The sequence below is a fragment of the Streptomyces sp. NPDC006997 genome, assembly GCF_040635175.1.
Lineage (GTDB): Bacteria > Actinomycetota > Actinomycetes > Streptomycetales > Streptomycetaceae > Streptomyces.
The window spans coordinates 190,194-207,506 of sequence record NZ_JBEYHH010000010.1 but is presented as its reverse complement, the minus strand read 5'-3'; the positions used below and the strand labels follow the sequence as shown (position 1 = coordinate 207,506).

The 17,313-nt window shown below is 71.0% G+C and carries 9 protein-coding genes; 2 read left to right on the top strand and 7 right to left on the bottom strand.

The window, feature by feature from the left end; genetic code table 11:
• Nucleotides 1–27: 27 nt before the first annotated feature.
• Nucleotides 28–2,796 carry a LamG domain-containing protein gene (locus tag ABZ659_RS13010; protein ID WP_360217452.1) on the bottom strand — a complete coding sequence of 923 codons (2,769 nt, stop codon included), beginning with the start codon at nucleotides 2,794–2,796 and terminating at the stop codon, nucleotides 28–30.
• Nucleotides 2,727–3,569: an FG-GAP repeat protein gene (locus ABZ659_RS13005; protein ID WP_360217449.1), complete on the bottom strand. Its 843-nt coding sequence runs from the start codon at nucleotides 3,567–3,569 to the stop codon at nucleotides 2,727–2,729. The genes ABZ659_RS13010 and ABZ659_RS13005 overlap by 70 nt, the downstream gene beginning before the upstream one ends.
• Before the next feature lie 653 nt (nucleotides 3,570–4,222).
• On the opposite strand from ABZ659_RS13005, the gene ABZ659_RS13000 reads away from it, so the two are divergent.
• Both ABZ659_RS13000 and ABZ659_RS12995 read left to right on the top strand, forming a co-directional pair.
• A complete protein-coding gene (locus ABZ659_RS13000; RefSeq protein ID WP_360217446.1) occupies nucleotides 4,223–6,136 on the top strand; it encodes a hypothetical protein in 1,914 nt (637 codons plus the stop codon).
• 159 nt (nucleotides 6,137–6,295) lie between these two features.
• Nucleotides 6,296–6,994 carry a TetR/AcrR family transcriptional regulator gene (locus ABZ659_RS12995; protein ID WP_360217443.1) on the top strand — a complete coding sequence of 233 codons (699 nt, stop codon included), beginning with the start codon at nucleotides 6,296–6,298 and terminating at the stop codon, nucleotides 6,992–6,994.
• Here ABZ659_RS12995 and ABZ659_RS12990 read toward each other — a convergent pair.
• From ABZ659_RS12990 to ABZ659_RS12970, 5 genes are all read right to left on the bottom strand, one after another.
• Complete coding sequence (locus ABZ659_RS12990; protein WP_360217440.1) at nucleotides 6,991–7,350, bottom strand: isomerase; 360 nt, start codon at nucleotides 7,348–7,350, stop codon at nucleotides 6,991–6,993. The genes ABZ659_RS12995 and ABZ659_RS12990 overlap by 4 nt on opposite strands.
• 66 nt (nucleotides 7,351–7,416) lie before the next feature.
• Nucleotides 7,417–12,825, bottom strand: a complete 5,409-nt coding sequence (pulA, locus tag ABZ659_RS12985; protein ID WP_360217508.1) for a pullulanase-type alpha-1,6-glucosidase — start codon at nucleotides 12,823–12,825, stop codon at nucleotides 7,417–7,419.
• 165 nt (nucleotides 12,826–12,990) lie between these two features.
• Nucleotides 12,991–14,370, bottom strand: a complete 1,380-nt coding sequence (locus ABZ659_RS12980) for an alpha-amylase family protein (RefSeq protein WP_360217437.1) — start codon at nucleotides 14,368–14,370, stop codon at nucleotides 12,991–12,993.
• A gap of 214 nt (nucleotides 14,371–14,584) precedes the next feature.
• Entirely contained in the window at nucleotides 14,585–16,264 is a 1,680-nt protein-coding gene (locus tag ABZ659_RS12975; protein WP_360217434.1) for a glycoside hydrolase family 13 protein, read from the bottom strand.
• Between the two features lie 172 nt (nucleotides 16,265–16,436).
• Nucleotides 16,437–17,309, bottom strand: a complete 873-nt coding sequence (locus tag ABZ659_RS12970) for an ABC transporter permease subunit (RefSeq protein ID WP_360217431.1) — start codon at nucleotides 17,307–17,309, stop codon at nucleotides 16,437–16,439.
• Between the last annotated feature and the right edge of the window lie 4 nt (nucleotides 17,310–17,313).

The window sequence follows — 17,313 nt, the reverse complement described above, 5'->3', positions numbered from 1 at the left end:
GCGGGCGCCGCACAGCGGTGCCGTGGACTACATGCCGGGCAACGGGGTGAGGTCGGCGGTGATCCGGACCTTGCCGGCGTCGAGCACGCCCGCGTACACCCGCACCTCGTCCAGCGCTCCGGCGAAGTACTCGCTGCCGCCGCCCTGGGCGGAGCGGCCCACTTGGAGTCCGCCATCGGCGGCCCACAAGGTGGTGTCCTCGGCCTGGGCGATGGAGGCTAGCTGGCCCTCCACATACAGCCGCAGCTCGTTGGCGAAGGCGTCGTACACCACCGCCAGATGCTGGCCCGGGCCGCCGGAGACCGGCAGTTCTTGGTCGTCGGTCACCAGAACCTGCTCCGCGCCGGCCGCGTCGGTCTTGTTGACCTCAAGCTCCCACTGACCGGTGGCGGCCTGGTAGCGCACCGCGACCCGGTCCGCCGCCACACCCGGCAGGGAGAACACGGTCTGCGACTTCACCGGGTCCAGGGTGGTGAGCTGGGCGCGGGCGGTGATGGTGAAGCTGGAGCCGCCCGTCGTCGGCGGGGTGCTGGTGGCCGCCCAGTCGCCGTCGCCGTCGAGTTGCAGATGGCCGGAGCCGACCAGCGCTGGCGGGTCGAACAGCTCGTCTGCCGGGCTGTAGATCGCCGCGTTGCCGTTCAGGGTGAGCGCCTCGCCGCCGGACTGTACGTTCGCCGAGCTGCCGACGGTGGCCGAGTCGAGCGGCCAGTAGCCCTTGCGCTGCGGCTTGACCGTCATCAGCTCCGCCACCTGGGACGCCGGCAGCACCCGGTCGAACACCCGCACCTCGGCCAGGTCGCCGGTGAAGTGATCGCGGTAGCCCGACTTGGCCACCGAGCGGCCGATCTGGAGGGCGCCGTGGGCGGTCCAGGACGAACGCCGCTTGGCGGTGCCCTTGAGCACGTCGTTGACGTACAGCCGCAGTTCCGGTCCGTCGGCGGCGTGCGCGTCGTAGACGCCGGTGATCAGGACCCACTGGTCCTTGACCACGCTCACGCCCGCCTTGGCCTGCCAACTGCCCAGCGCGGCCACGTCACTGACCGGCTGTCCGAAGGCCCAGGATCCGGAGACCTGGTCGTAGCCGAGCACGAAGCCCGGTTCGCCGCTGCCGTTCTGGCTGATCACCGTCATCGAGCGGTCCAGCGCGGTGGGGCGTACCCAGGCGCTGACGCTGAAGCTGTCGTTGGTGTCCAGCACGGTGGCGCCGGTGTCCAGATAGGCGTTGGCGGTGCCGTCCAGGCGGGCCGCCGTGTCGGCGGCGCCACCCGGGCCCTGCACTCCGAAGGTGACGCCGGTGCCGGAGGCGGCGGGGTAGTCGCCCGACTCGTCGTGGGCGTTCTCCGCTCCCGCGGCGTCCGCCAAGTTCCACTGGCCGAGCACGGGCTTGCCCTCGGTGACCAGGAACTCGTGCAGTGCGGGAACGCTGGAGTTGCCCGCCCGGTCGTACGCCTCGACCGTCACCCAGTGCTTGCCGGGCCGCAGCGGGGTGAAGGGCACCGTGGCCGGTCCGCCTGCCGTGGCGGGGGCGACGGGCTGCATCGGGGCGTCGTCGAAGCTGTAGCGGTACTCCACCAGGTCGGTGTCGGAGATGCCGTCGTCGGTGTTCGGCGAGAAGGTAAAGCTTCCCGCCGTGCCCACCCCGTCGTGGTAGATCAGATCGTCCGGGTACTCGGCGGAGGACACCCGCGGGGCGCCCGGCCGAGTCGAGTCGAACACGATCTCGCAGCGCTGGGCGGGGTCGCCGGTATAGCTCCACGCTCCCCAGGCGTCGCCGTCATAGGCGCGGGCGCTCCAGTAGATCACCGAGTTCTGTTTGACGTTCGCGATCACCGTCGACTTCACCGTGTGGGTGAAGGTCGTCCCGGTGTTGGGCGACTTGTATCCGGTGTCGTAGGTGTAGGACTGGGCGGTGCCGTCCTTGTGCGTCCAGTCCACCTTGAACTGCACCTTCACCGGGTCGGTGGTGGTGGAGTTGTGGTCCGGGTCGCGGGCCTCGGTGCGCAGTTGCGGGGCCACGTCGGTGTAGGGGCGCACGGTGGAGCCCCAGACGCAGCGTCCACCGGGGTTGGAGGACATCCAGCTAGTGCTGATCTGCTTCGGCGGGGTGTTGTAGCTGATCTTCAGGTAGGAGTTGCCGCAGATCCGCTTCCAGCCACCGAAGGTCGTCTCGTCCTTGGCGCGGATGCCCAGCGACATGGAGGACCAGCCCTCGGTCGCGGCGGTCTGCACCTCGGTCTTGAGTTCGCCGCCCTCGAAGTGCAGGTTGGCCTGGCTGCCGCACGAGGTGGGGTTGATCTGCTTGTCCACCGTCAGCAGGTAGTCGTCCCAGTCGTCGCTGGTGTTGGACCAGTTGCTGCTGGAGGTGACGGTGTAGTTCTTGCCGCCGATCCGGTACAGGTCGACCGGTTCGGCCCGCGCGTCGGCCCAGTAGACGTGGTTGAGCCGGGCACTGAAGGTGGCGCCCAGGATCTGCTTGCCCTTGTAGAAGGACATCGGCATGGTGAACAGGAGCCGCCGCACCCCCACGCCGTTGCAGCTCACGGGGTTGTAGTCGGTGGGGCACCTGCCCGCGCCGGCGCTGCCGGAGTACTTCCAGTCCTGGTCGGTCGGGAAGCCCGACGTCACCCCGGTCCAGGCGGTACGGGAAGTGGTGCGCTGGATCGGGTCGATCACCACGGGGTACGTGGTGTCCTCGCCGGTCAGCATGGTGCGGTCCGGGACCAGCGTCAGACGACCCTTGCCCACCCGCAGGTCCACCTCGGCGGTGCGGCCGCCGGCGCCGGGGCCGGCCTGCACCGCCTGAGCGGACCCGGCCCCAGATGCTTCGGGGTGGCGGCCAGCGAGTAGCCGAAGCGGTCGTCCGCCTCGGCGACGCCCTGCACGCCGTCATGGTCCTGGTGGATGCTCACGTTCGCCGTGCCGCGCAGGTAGTGCGCCATGCCGGCGTCCGCGGTGGTTCCCAGGTCCTCGCCCGGCACCCCGATCGCCAGGTACGGCTCGCCTGCCGAGGTCCTGCCGCCCGCCACCGCGAAGCCGAGCCAGTCCTGGTTCTCGGGCTCCGACGCGGCCAAGCTACCCGAGCCGCTGCCCTGGAGCAGTTCCGTCACGGCCGTCCCGGTGGCCAGTCCGGTCGTCGCGCCGTACAGCACCTGCACCAGGCCCGAGTCAGGTGTTTCTCCGATGTCCTCGTACGGGATGCCGACGACCAGGTCGGTGCAACCGTCCTTGTTGTAGTCGACGGCCGCCAGGCTGTGCCCGAACCGGTCCCCCGGCTCCGGGGCCCCCGGCACGCCGGCGGAGTCCTGGTGGATCTCGGCCAACCCCTTGCCGCCGCCGTAGACGATCCGCACCAGGCCGGCCTCGGCGTGCCCGGAGACCGTCGCCTCAGGGTCAGCGATCGCCAGGTCCCGTACGCCGTCGCCGTTGAAGTCCGAATCGGCTCCCGCCGTGCAGCCGGCGGCTGCGGCGGTCGACGCGGTCGACGTGTCCACTCCCAACGCCAGCAGCACCCCCACCGAACAGCCCGCGAGCAGTCGCGGCATCATCCCTCTGCCTCGCAGAGTCAGCACATGGTCTCCATCCTTCTCGACTTCTCAGGGCACATGTGGCTCCTGACGGATACGTGCAGCCGCAGCTCAAATGGCGTATAGCCGCGAGGGATTGGGGGCGTCAGCGCAAGGCGCCCGGCCCCCCTGTGACGGTCGTGTGCGGCCCACGGGCCGGAGGAGGGCAGGGTGGGCAGGCGAGCGCTCGAACCCCATGTGCAGCCAGCCCCTTCGCACATCGCTACATGGCAATAGGCGGCCACCGCGTCCGCGGGGCCGTCAACAGAACGGTGTGTTCTCGAAGTTGCCGTGCGGTGGGGCGCCCGACGTCGAGTGAACAGAAGATAAGCGATCAAGCCGCTGGTCAGTCAAGAGTAGATGAATACTCCGGATGCATTTGCCCGCTCCTTTCATCGATGAACGGGAAAGCCGGTTACTCCTGACACATACGGAATAGCCATGCCTTTTCGCTTACGACAAGGACATGGACGTCGAATAACTCCATGCCGACATGTGTCCGCAGAAATACAAGAGAACCCGTGTGCGCCGATTTTCTGACTGCCACATCCCGCGCCGCGCGGGGTCAGCCCTCGATGTCGTCGGCGCGGCCGACGAGTTGCTCGCCGTGTGGGACGGCCCTCGGGTGACCAACCGCCCCCTCGTTCGTTGCGCTGGGCGTGCAGTCACAGGATGTCGCCCCGCCCCCCGCCCCCGCCGACCCGGTCCTCGATGTCGAGCAGGCCGAGGCCGCGCTCGTCGAGCACTACCCGCGGCTGGTCCGGCTCGCCTATCTGGTGTTGCCGCCCCGGCTGGGGCGCAACCGGCGGGTGCTCACCGCGCACGCCCTGGTGCAGCGCGCGCTGCCCCGGGGCCGGACGCCCGCGCCGGTGATCCCGGCCCAGTCCAGCGGCCGGGACGGCGACCCGGGGTACGCCTTCGTGCGGCTGCGGGTGCTGCGTACGGCGCTGGAGGCGGGGCTGCCGCGGACGTTCCGGGCGTGGCCCAAGCGGGCGCAACTGCCGATGCCGCTGCCCCAGGTCTGGGGGCTCAGGCTCTTCCCGCGCTCCGGCGGCGCCGACGAACTCGCCCTCGACCAGCAGTTGTCGGCGCTGTCCTCGCCCGCCCGGGCCGCGTACGCGCTGCGCGGTCTGGAGAAGCTGCCGGACGGCGACGTACGGGCGGTGCTCGGCGAAGCGGGCGTCGGTGACGTCGAGGGCGCGCTGCGGGAGGCGGACGAGGTACCGGCGCGGTACGCGCTGCTTGAGTCGCCGGAGTTCGACCCCTGCTCGCTCCAGGCGCGGCCCACCGACCTGATGCGCCGCCGCCAGCACCTGAAGGCCGCGCTCGCCGCCGCTGCCGCCGTCGCCGTGTGCGGGGCGCTGCTCGGACTGCCGGGCGACGGCTGGGCCCCGGACGGCGCCGCCGCCCCGCCGTACGCCCGCAACCCGGCCGCGCAGGCCGCCCTCGACCCCGGGCAGCTGACCCGGGTCGCGCCCAGCGCGTGGCGGACCTCGGCGCGTACCGACTTCTCGGTGTGGCCCGCCCGCGGCGGCCTCACCGGCGACAAGGCCCTGCTGCGCCGCGCCCTCGCCGTCTGGGCCCGCCCCGGGGAGACCGTCGTGGTCTCCGCCACGCCGGGCACCCCGGCCGGGGGTCCCGCCGGGCCGCCCCAACTGCTGTACGCGGGCGAGGTGGACGCCGCGCGCGTGGTGATCCTCTACGACGGTCTGCGGATCGTCCGCTACGCCGAGCCGAAGGACGGCACGGCCGGTGCCGCCCTCGACCTCGCGCGGGTCGACGGGGCCGCGCGGGCCGAGGCGGGCGCGGTGGTCCTCCAGCGCACCGACGGCAACGTCCGGTATCTGACCGCGCCCTGGGTGACCGGCGCGGCCGAGCGCGACCTGCTGAAGCCGGGCGCCGGGGCGATGGACCTCACCCTGGCCGACGGGGTCACCTCACCGCTGGCCAGCCCGGCCGCCCGCACCGGCGCCTGCGCCTCCTGGAACGCGCTGGAGCTGACCGACGCCTCCGGCACCCGCGTCACCACCGACCTCGGTGAGCTGGTGCCCGCCCGGCTGACCACCGGTCACCCCGGTGCGACCCACGACGCGAGCGGCGCGGAGGAGCTGCGCACCTGGGCGCCGTACGCCTGCTCGCTGGGGGCGGTGCGCGGGAGCGGGGTGCGGTCGGTGAACGCCTGGCAGTTCACCGAGCAGCCGCTGCCCGACGCGAGCGGCTCGGCGGGGTGGGTGTGCACCCGCGCCGACACCTGGCGGGGTGCCGGGGCGCGGGTGCTGGCCCAGTTCCGTACGCCGGGCGGCCGGTCCGGGGCGGTGGCGGCGCAGGCCCAGGACAGTCCGGCGTGCGGGGCGCGGGATCCGCATGTGCTGGCCGGGGTGCTGTGGAAGTCGACGGAGGGTGACTGGTACCTGCTCGCGGCCGGCGACCGGGACACCGTGTCCGTGCGGGCGAGTGGCGGGATCGAGGGGTCCGCGCAGGGCCATCTGCTGACCGCCGAGGCGGAGGCGGGCGCGCGGGCCGAGCTGACGGGGTCCCTGGAGGACGGGCGGACGGTGGAAGGGCTGCGCTGAGCACCGAGGCGCCGCCGTTCCCGGAGCGGGCGGACTCGATGCTGATCTGCGTCTCGCGGGCGAGGAGTGACCGAATCGTGTGGGACATGTGAGGGAAGTGTGGGCGATCGCGGTCGGTCCGGTCGGCTGAAGGCCGGAACCGATCGGTAAGGTGTGTCCATGACTACCGGGGTGCGCCGCAGGATGGGAGTCGAGGAGCGCCGACAGCAGCTGATCGGCGTCGCCCTCGACCTGTTCAGCCGTCGGTCCCCGGACGAGGTCTCCATCGACGAGATAGCGTCGGCCGCGGGCATCTCGCGTCCGCTCGTCTACCACTACTTCCCCGGCAAACTCAGCCTGTACGAGGCCGCGTTGCGGCGCGCCGCGGACGATCTCGCGGGGCGGTTCGTGGAGCCGCACGAAGGGCCGTTGGGGGCGCGGCTGCTGCGGGTGATGCGGCGCTACTTCGACTTCGTCGACGATCACGGGCCCGGGTTCTCGGCGCTGATGCGCGGAGGCCCGGCGGTCGGTTCGTCCACGACCAACGCGCTCATCGACTCCGTACGGCAGGCCGCCTACGAGCAGATCCTGGCCCATCTCGGCGTCGGGGAGCCGCCCGCGCGGCTGGAGCTGGTGGTCCGGTCGTGGATCTCGCTGGCCGAGTCGACGGCGTTGCTCTGGCTGGACGGTCGGCGCATCCCACGCGGTGAGCTGGAGGCGCAGCTCGTCAACGACTTCGCCGCGCTGGCCGCCGTCAGCGCCGCCTACGACGACGAGCTGACGGCGATCCTGCGGCGCGTGCTCCGGGACGAGCCGGGCGACGGGCCCTTCGGGGACCTCGCCGCCCGGCTGATCTCGCTGGCCTCCCCGTCGTCCTAACCGGCGACCACGGCCTTCTGGTACGACGCGTCCAGCTCCCGGACCTCGGCGGACAGGTGCAAGGTGACGCCGTCCACCGGCTCCACGTGCTCGCGCAGCAGTTCCACGACCGCCTCGGTGAGTCTGGCCTTGGTCTCCTCGGAGCGGCCCGGGAGCAGGGCGAGCGTGACGTTCACGATCGCGTGGCCCTCCGCCTCCGCGCCGACCGCCTCGTCCTCGGCGCGCAGGACGCGCGTCTTGCACGCCTCGACGCGCGCCGCCGCCGTCTCCACGACCACCGGGTGCAGCGCGAGGGCGAACCGCTCCCAGTCGACGTGGTCGAGGCGGGGGGACCGTTCGACGGTGATCTGCGGCATGGGGTGGACTCCTGTTCCGACACCTTCGCGGGAGGCTCACCCTAGCCGCAGATCACCGCCTTCCGGTCAGCGTGTGAACACCGCCACCGTGCGGCCGGGGACGGTGAACGTGCCGGTCGCGGGGGCGTACTCGGCCCGCTTGACCACCTCGTCCGCGCCGGACGCCTGGACCGGGTGCAGGCGGTAGCCCGCGTCGGCCAGGGCGCCGACCCGCTGCTCCTGGGTGTCCGGGGTCGCGTTGAAGACGACGACCAGGTCACCGAGGCGCATGGTGATCACGCCGGGGGTCTCGTCCTCGCCGGAGAGCGGGAAGGAGAGGCGGGACTGGACCTGGGCGGCCGTGTCGAGGGAGAAGGACTTCTCCGTCGTACGGATCCTCAGCAGGTCCTGGTACGCCGTCGACGCGCCCTCGATCTGCGCGCAGCCGACGCTGACGCCGGTCAGCAGCGGCTTGGCGTACGGCCACTTGGACTGGTTGTCGGTGGCCATCGGCAGCCCGCGCCCGAAGCCGTTGCCGTCGGCGCAGTTCCAGTGGATCGCGTTGAACCAGTCGCCGCTGTCGTAGGAGTTGCGGTCGAGGGACTTGGAGCGCAGCAGGTCGGTGCCCGCCTGGGAGAGGGCCGGGCCCTGCGAGAGGGTGGCCGTGGCCATGGCGAGGACCTGCATCCTGGCCCGGTCGGTGGCGCTCACCGAGGCGGGCAGCTTGAACGCGAGGGCGTCGAAGAGGCTCTCGTTGTCGTGGGCGTCCGCGTAGGCGAGGGCGTCGCCGGGTGCCGCCGCGTATCCGGCGGGGGCGCCGTTGTAGTCGACCTGGGAGCCCTTGACCTCCTTGCCGTGGGTGTCGGTGAACGTGAAGTCGGCGAGGTTGCCGGTCAGGCCGACCTTGATGAGGTCCTGGTAGTGCAGGAGCCGGGCCTTCTGCTCGGCCTCGGTGCCGTTGTCCGCCGAGGAGTTGGGCTCGGTGTAGAGGCCGGAGGCGAAGCCCTGCACGCCGGGGTCCTCGTCGAAGGGGCCGCCGCCGCGGACGGCGTCCCGGGCGCGGTCGGAGAAGGTGGCGATGCCGGTGCCCGCCATGTTCTTCTGCGTGGCCTGGACGAAGCGGGCGTCGTCGGCGACCTCGCCGAAGTTCCAGCCCTCGCCGTAGAGGATGATCTTCTTGCCGTCCACGCCGTCCTTGGCGGGGGTCAGCGCGTCGAGGGCCTCGCGGACCGCCAGGATGTTGGCCTTCGGGTGGTGGCCCATCAGGTCGAAGCGGAAGCCGTCGACCTTGTACTCCCTGGCCCAGGTGACGATCGAGTCGACCACCAGCTTGCCCATCATGGCGTTCTCGGTGGCGGTGTTGGCGCAGCAGGTGCTGTTGGCCACCGAGCCGTCGGCGAGCAGGCGCTGATAGTAGCCGGGGACGATCCGGTCCAGGACGGAGGTCTTGGCCTGGCCGCTGGCGGCGGTGTGGTTGTAGACGACGTCCATGACGACCCTGAGGCCGTCCTCGTTGAGCGCCTTGACCATCTCGCGGAACTCGACCGTGCGGGCCGTGCCGTCCGGGTCGGTGGCGTAGGAGCCCTCGGGGACCGTGTAGTGGTACGGGTCGTAGCCCCAGTTGTAGGCGTCCTTCGCGGCGACCTCGGCCACGCACTCCTGCTGCCGCTCGGAGTCGGCGGGCAGGGCGGCGAGGTCGCAGTCGACGGTGGCCTGGTCGCTCTTCCTCTCGGGGATGGTGGCGATGTCGAACGCCGGGAGCAGGTGCACGTACGAGGTGCCCGCCTCGGCCAGTTCGCGGAGGTGCTTGCTGCCGTCGCTGGTCCTGTCGGTGAACGCCAGGTAGGTGCCGGGGTGGTCGGCGGTGGCGTCCGCGACGGAGAAGTCCCGGACGTGCAGTTCCTGGATCCGGGCGTCCTTCAGCGGGACCGCCCTGGGCTTGCTGAGCTTGGACCAGCCCTTCGGGGCCAGTGCCCGGTCGTCGAGGTCGACGACGAGGCTGCGCTCGGAGTCGGTGGTCAGGGCGACCGAGTAGGGGTCGGTGACCTTGTTGGTGACGACCTCGCGGACGCTGGGCGCCCACACCCTGACGACGTACCGGTACGGCTGGTTCTTCCAGGACGCCGGGCCCGTGACGGACCAGACGCCGGTGGTGGCGTTCCGCCGCATCGGGACCGTCCTGCCGCCGATGTCGAGGGCCACGTTCTGTGCCGTCGGCGCCCAGACCGCGAGCGTCGGGCGGCCCTTGCGGAACGTCGGGCCGAGGTCGGCCCCGGTGGCGTCGTACAGGTCGTCGAGGACGCCGCCGATCTGCACGCCCGTCGCCGCGAGGACGGCGCCGTTGGCGGCGCGCTGGGTGGCGACGACCTGGCCGCGCAGGGCCTGGCGGACGCGGTCGCGGTCCCGTGGGTCGACCGTCCAGGCGGTGGCGTCCCTCAGGTGCGGGAACTCCGCCTTCTGGGCGTCGGTCAGGGTGGTCTTCGTCAGCCGCAGCCAACGCTCGTCGTCGCTGGTCAGCGTGGCGTCGGTGACCTTGATGGAGCCGGTGCGGGAGGCCAGGAGCTGGGTGGAGGCGGCGGCCTCCGAGCCGTTCCAGGCGACGGTGTCCCGGTCCAGCCAGACCGCCTTGGAGGTGGTCAGGTCGAGGGCCGCCGCGGAGCCCGCGGGCTGGGGCAGCAGGTACTTCTCCTGCCCGTTCAACAGCCACACCTCGTAGCCGTTGGCCTTGAGGTCCAGGGCCTGGTCGGTGGGCAGGTCCTTCTCGTCGCCCTTGTGGAGGATGTAGCTGAGGCTGGTGGCGCCCTCGGTGAGCGGCACCTCGTAGACCGCGCCGTAGGCGTCGGTCCGCACCGGCTCCAGGGGCTTCGACCAGTCGGTGGGGCTGGCCGCTCCGGACCAGACGTGCATTCCCCAGCCGTCGTAGTTCCCGTCGGCGCGGTGGTAGTGGAGTACGGCCTTGCCGGTGTCCTGCGCCGGGTAGTCGGGACGCTCGGTGCGCACCGTCTCCTTGCCCTGCTCGATCCAGACCTCGCCGGTCTTGGTGACGTCGATCGAGCGGTCGGTCGCGACGTCCTTGTTGCCGTCCTTGTCGATGACCAGGAAGCCGACGTCGGAGGCGCCCGGCTTCAGCTTGACGTAGGCGAAGGCGCCGTAGGCGTCGCGGCCGACGAAGGGGTGGCTGTCCGGCCAGTCGGTGGCCTCGCCGTCGGCGAGGTCGCCCCAGGCGTAGACGCCCCAGTCGGCGTAGTCGCCGTCCTCGCGCTGGTAGTGGACGACGGCGTAGTCACGGGAGGACGCGGTGGGGACCTCGGGGGCGGGCGGGGTGCCGGTGGTGGAGGCGGCCGTCGCGCTGGCGGTGCGGCCCGTCGAGTCGACCACCACGGCCTTGTAGCGCAGGGCGGTGCCGGGGGCCACGTCCTCGCCGATGGTGTGGGTGACCTTGTAGGGGGCGTGGTCGGCGGTACCGAGGGTCCGCCACCTGCCGTTGCCGGTCTGGGCGGCGAAGACGACGCGGTTGAGCTGGCCGCCGTCGACGTCGGCCGTGACCTCGACGGTGCCGGTGGCGCCCGCCTCGGGGGCCTTGAGGGTGACGGTCGGCTTGGTGGCGGGCCTGTCGAGGGCGCCCGCCGCCTTCAGCACGATCGCCGAGCCCGCCGGGACCGTGACGGTGACCTCGCGGTCGGCGCCGGACCTGACGGTGGCGTCGGTGCCGTAGAGGCCGCGGAAGGTCATGTGCGCGGAGCCGGTGGCGAAGGTGGCCGTCCTGGCGCCGTCGGCGTTGTTGAAGGCGACGACGTACTCGGTGCCGGTCTTGGCGTCCGTGCGGGAGACGGCGTAGACGCCCGCCCCGTCGGCGGCGTAGCGCTCGGTCTGGACGCCGTCCGCGAGGGCCGGGTGGGCCTTGCGGAGCTTGGCCAGGGCGCTGATCTGCCGGTAGAGCGGCGCGCTGGTGTCGTAGGCGTCCTCGGCGTGGGTGCGGTCGGTGCCGAGGAGGTCGTCGTCGAGGTAGTCGGCGGTCCGGGAGGCGAACATGGTCTGGCGGGCGTCCTTGTCGCCGCCGGGGCCGGTGAAGCCCTGCTCGTCGCCGTAGTACACGACCGGGTTGCCGCGGTTGAGGAACATCAGCTCGTTGGCGAGCTCGGCCCGCTTGACCAGTTCGGCGTCGGAGGCGTCGGGGGCGTCCTGCTTGAGGAAGCCGCCGATGCGGCCCATGTCGTGGTTGCCGAGGAAGGTGACCTGCTCGTACGCGTTGGCCTTGTCGGTCGTGTACGCGTAGTCGCTGCCGAAGACCGCCGCGAGCTTCTTCGCGCTGCCGCCCTGGGAGGCGTAGGCGCGGGCCGCGTCCTGGAAGGGGAAGTCCAGGGTGGAGTCCAGGCGGCCCTGGGTGACGTACGGGGAGGTGACGGCGGGGTCCGCCGAGTACACCTCACCGAACATGAAGAAGTCGTCCCGGCCCTTCTTCGCCGCGTAGGCGTCGAGGGCGGTGGCCCACTGGGTCCAGAACTCCATGTTGACGTGCTTCACGGTGTCGATCCGGAAGCCGTCGATGTCGAAGTCCCTGACCCACTTCTTGTAGATCTTCTCCATGCCCTCGACGACCTCGGGACGCTCGGTCCACAGGTCGTCCAGGCCGACGAAGTCGCCGTAGGTGGCGGACTCCCCGGCCCAGGTGGAGTCGCCCCGGTTGTGGTACATCGTCGGGTCGTTGAGCCAGGACGGCACCTTGGTGTTCTTCCTCGCGGCCGGGACGACCGGCGTGCGCGGGAAGGAGTCGCCGTCGACGGCGGGGAACGTCCGGGTGCCGTCCGCGTAGTCGGCGTCGTCGAAGGGCCGGCCGTCCTTGGTCAGGTACGGGAACGCGCCCTTGGAGAGGTAGTCGTAGGACTTCTCCTCGTAGTCGACGACGTCGGCGGTGTGGTTGGTGATGACGTCGAAGAAGACCTTGATGCCCTTGGCGTGCGCCTTGTCGATGAGGGTTTCGAGGTCCTCGTTGGTGCCGAAGTGCGGGTCGACCTGGGTGAAGTCGGTGATCCAGTACCCGTGGTAGCCCGCGGAGGCGTCGGCCCCGGTGCCCTGCACGGGCTGGTTCTTGAAGATGGGGGCGAGCCAGAGGGCGGTGGTGCCCAGGCCCTTGATGTAGTCCAGGCGCCGCGTCAGGCCCTTGAGGTCGCCGCCCTGGTAGAAGCCCTTGTCGGTGGGGTCGTACCCGGTGGTCGTCCGGGTGCCGGTGAGGCCGCCCTTGTCGTTGGCCGTGTCGCCGTTGGCGAAACGGTCCGGCAGGACGAAGTAGAACTGCTCGCGGGTGAGGTCGTGCCGGGCCGCCGTCTTCGCCAGGGCCGCGTCGGAGGGCGGCGGGGGCGGGGTGGCGGCCTGCGCGGCCAGCGGCTGGACGAGGGCCGCGGCGAGCGCGGCGGCGGTGACGGCGGCGGTGGCGGCCGCGATGCGTCCGGCGTGTGCGGTGCGGTGCCCCGGGGGCACCGGCCATCTCGGTATCACAGGCTTGAACTCCTTGCGCATACGGCTCATCCGGCTCCTGACGCCCGCGCCACGGGACGGCTCCTTCGCCGGGGTGCGGGCTGACCGTATCGCCGTCGCAATGATTGCAGCAAGGGCCGTGAAAGTAACGGAAAGAACTTTCACGGCCCTTGCCCGGATCGACTGCTAACAGCTCGACTTGCCCGCGTACACCGCGAGCGCCGTGTTGCTGCCGAGCGTGGCCGTGAGCTGGCCGGAGCCGTTCACGGTGACGGTGGTGTTGCTCTGGACGTCGCAGTACGTGCCCGCGGGCAGCGACGTCTGGTAGGTGCGGGTGAGGGAGCCCGACTCGTGGTTGACGGCGACGAAGCCCTTGGAGCCGCGCCCGAAGGCGATGGCGTCGTTGCCGTTGTCCCACCAGTTGGTGACGGCCTGGCCGCGGGTGGCGTTGCGGAAGGCGACCATGCGCTGGATCTCCGGCCAGGCGTGCTGGCACTTCCAGCCGTCTCGCCAGCAGGCGTTGACCGTGCCGCCGTTGGGCGGGCCGGCGTCGTGGTCGGTGAACTCGTAGCCGGAGTTGATGTCCGGGGCGCCGTACGGCCAGGCCAGCATGAAGACGTTGGCCATGGTGTACGTGGCGTTGTCCTTGTAGCTGAGCGTGGAGCCGTTGCGCTCGGTGTCGTGGTTGTCGACGAAGACGCCCGCGACGGAGCTGTTCAGGTAGCCCCAGCCCTCGCCGTAGTTCCTCAGGTAGGCGAGCTTCTCGTTGTTGAAGACCCGCTTGAGGTCGTAGGCGTAGCGGAACTCCTGGACGTCGCCGGTGCCGGTGTACTCGGTCGGCTGGACGGCCTCCCCGGCGCCGTAGATGACCTCCTGCTTCCAGTAGGCGTTGGGGTTGCTCAGCCGGGACTTGATGTTCGCCAGGTCGGCGGCCGGGATGTGCTTGGCGGCGTCGATGCGGAAGCCGTCGACGCCGTAGGAGAGCAGGGTGTTGAGGTACCCGGCGATGGCGGAACGGACGTAGTCCTCGCCGGTGTCGAGGTCGGCGAGGCCGACGAGTTCGCAGTTCTGGACGTTCCAGCGGTCCTGGTAGTTGGTGATCTGCGAGGTGCAGTTGTCGAAGTCGTAGGACGAGTACAGGCCGGGGTAGGTGTACTTCGTGTACGACGAGCCGCCGGTGCCGGTGCCGCTGCCCGCGGACATGTGGTTGATGACCGAGTCGACGACGACCTTGACGCCCGCCGAGTGGCAGGCGCTGACCATGTTGCGGAAGGCGGCGGTGTCGCCGAGCCGCCCGGCGATCCTGTAGCTGACCGGCTGGTACGACGTCCACCACTGCGAGCCCCGTATGTGCTCGGCGGGCGGGGAGACCTGGACGTAGCCGTACCCGGCGGGGCCGAGGCGGTTGGCGCACTCGGCGGCGACCGAGGAGTACTTCCACTCGAAGAGGACAGCGGTGACGTCCCTGGTGCCCGGCGGGGACGCCTGGGCGCTAGGCGAGTTCATGACAAGAGCGGTGGCGGCCGCGGCGGCCGCCAGCGCTCCGGCGAGGAATCTGCGTGCCATGGGGGGGAGTTCCTTCGACGTTGAAGGTTCTTGCTGAAACATTCAGCAAGGATTGCGTGTCGCAGATGTTAAACGCCCGCCGCCCCAAAGGGCAGCGGGCGGTGCGGAATTCAATGAAAAATCTTGCGGCGGGCCTTCCAGGGCCCCCGGGTGCCCTCCGGCCCCCGGCGCCCTCCGGCGTCAGGAGCCCTCAGGCGTCGGGGGCCCTCAGGCGTCAGGCCGTGGCCCACCACACCGTCGTGTCGGCCGGGACCTTGACCTCGCCGTCCGCCTCCGACACCTCGCCGCTGGCGAGCAGCACCCGCCCGCGCACCGGCGCCGTCACCGACTCGCCGGTGGTGTTGGCGACGCACACGAACTCCCCGCGCCGGAACGCCAGCACGCCCTCGGGTGCCTTCAGCCACTCCACCGCGTCGCCCGCGCCCAGGTCGGGGCGCTCCCGTCGGACGGCGAGCGCGGCGCGGTACAGCTCCAGGGTGGAGTCCGCGACGCCGGTCTGCGCCTCCACGCTCAGCTCGCCCCAGCCCTCGGGCTGCGGCAGCCAGCTGCCGCCGTCCCCGAAGCCGTACGAGGATCCCGTACGGGTCCACGGGATCGGCACCCGGCAGCCGTCGCGGAAGCCGTCCTGACCGGCGCCACGGAAGTACGCCGGGTCCTGGCGCACCTCGTCGGGCAGGTCGACGACGTCCGGCAGGCCGAGTTCCTCGCCCTGGTAGACGTAGACGGAGCCGGGCAGCGCCAGCATCAGCAGGGTGGCGGCGCGGGCCCGGCGCAGGCCGAGTTCGCGGTCGCCGGCGAGCCGGATCTGGGTGCCGAGGCCGGGCGGGTTGGCGAACCGGGTGGCGTGCCGGGTGACGTCGTGGTTGGAGAGCACCCAGGTGGCGGGGGCGCCGACCGGGCGCATCGCCTCCAGCGTGCGGTCGATGACGGTGCGCAGCTCGTCGGCGTCCCAGGCGGTGGACAGGTACTGGAAGTTGAACGCCTGGTGCAGCTCGTCCGGGCGGACGTAGTTGGCGGTGCGTTCGACGGTCGGCGTCCACGCCTCGGCGACGAAGATGCGCTCACCCGAGTACTCGTCGAGGATGACGCGCCACTGGCGGTAGATCTCGTGCACCCCGTCCTGGTCGAAGAACGGCATGACATCGTTGCCCAGCAGCTTCAGCTGCTCGTGGGATCCAAGGTCCGGCAGCCCTTCCGCCTTCACCAGACCGTGGGCGACGTCGATGCGGAAGCCGTCGACGCCCATGTCCAGCCAGAACCGCAGGATGGAGCGGAACTCGTCCCCGACGGCCGGGTGGTCCCAGTTGAAGTCGGGCTGCTCGGGCGCGAAGAGGTGCAGGTACCACTCGCCGTCCGGGACGCGCGTCCACGCGGGCCCGCCGAAGATGGACTCCCAGTCGTTGGGCGGCAGTTCGCCGTTCTCGCCCTTGCCGGGGCGGAAGTGGTACCGGTCCCGGGACGGGGAGCCGGGGCCCTCGGCGAGCGCCCGCTTGAACCACTCGTGCTGGTCGGAGGAGTGGTTGGGCACCAGGTCGACGATGATCCTGAGGTTCAGCTCGTGCGCGTCGCGGATCAGCGCGTCGGCGTCGAGCAGGTTGCCGAACATCGGGTCGACGGCCCGGTAGTCGGCGACGTCGTACCCGGCGTCGGCCTGTGGGGAGGCGTAGAAGGGGCTGAGCCACACGGCGTCGACGCCGAGGTCGCGCAGGTACGGGAGACGGGTGCGTACGCCCTCCAGGTCGCCCATGCCGTCGCCGTTGCTGTCGGCGAAGCTGCGCGGGTACACCTGGTAGATCACCGCGTCGCGCCACCAGTCGCGGCGGCGGCCGACGGTGGCGACGGCGCTTGCGGTCTGGGCGGTCGGGGCCGGGGCGGCGGAGTGCTGCTGGCTCATGTCGTCCTTGCTGCGATGAGGTCTCGGTGAACGTGAACGAGTACGTGTACGTGTGCGGGGCTGCGGTGCCCCCGGGTGATGAGGCGACCGCGGTGCGGCGGGGTCTGATGGCACCGCGGTCGCCGCCCGCGCGTGACAGGCGCGCGGGAGCCGTTCACCCGGGGCGGGCGGGTCAGCCCTTGGTGCCGCCCGCGGTGAGGCCGGTCACCAGGTTCTTCTGCACGAGGTAGAAGAAGGCGGAGACGGGTATCGCGACCAGCACCGCGGTGGCGGCCATCAGGTTGCGCTGGGCGTCGTGCTCGCTGACGAAGCTCTGCAGACCCACGGCGAAGGTGTACTTCGTGTCGTCCAGCAGGAACGTCGTGGCGAAGGCGACCTCGCCGAAGGCGGTGATGAAGCTGTAGAACCCGGCCACCGCGAGGCCCGGCCTGGCCAGCGGCAGGATCAGCCGCAGGAAGGTGCCGAAGGGGGAGAGCCCGTCGACACGGCCCGCCTCGTCGATCTCGAACGGGATCGTGTCGAAGTAGCCCTTCATCAGCCAGGCGCAGTACGGCACCGCGGTCGAGCAGTAGACCAGGATCAGACCGAGGTAGGTGTCGATGAGCTGGAGCTCCGACAGGATCTGGTACATCGGCACGATCAGCACGGCGATCGGGAACATCTGGGTGACCAGCAGGACCCACATGAACTTCTTGTAGCCGGGGAAGCGCATCCGGGAGACGGCGTAGCCGGTGGTGGCGGCGATCATCACGCCGATCACGGTGGTGCCGAGCGAGACGACGAGCGAGCTCTTCAGCCAGTGGAAGAAGTTCGTGTCCTGGAGGACGAACGAGTAGTTGTCGAACGTCATCTTCCCCCAGATGTCCCCGGGGTGCAGGTAGTCGTCCTTGTCCGGGCCGAGGGAGAGGAACACCAGCCAGGCGATCGGGAACAGCGCGATCAGGCTGGCGACGGTGAGGATGCCGTGCGAGGCGAGCTTCCCGGCGAGGCTGGTCTCGCCGCGGCGGGGCGTGCGGCGCGGCGGGGTGGTGGGCGTGGCGCTCATGGGG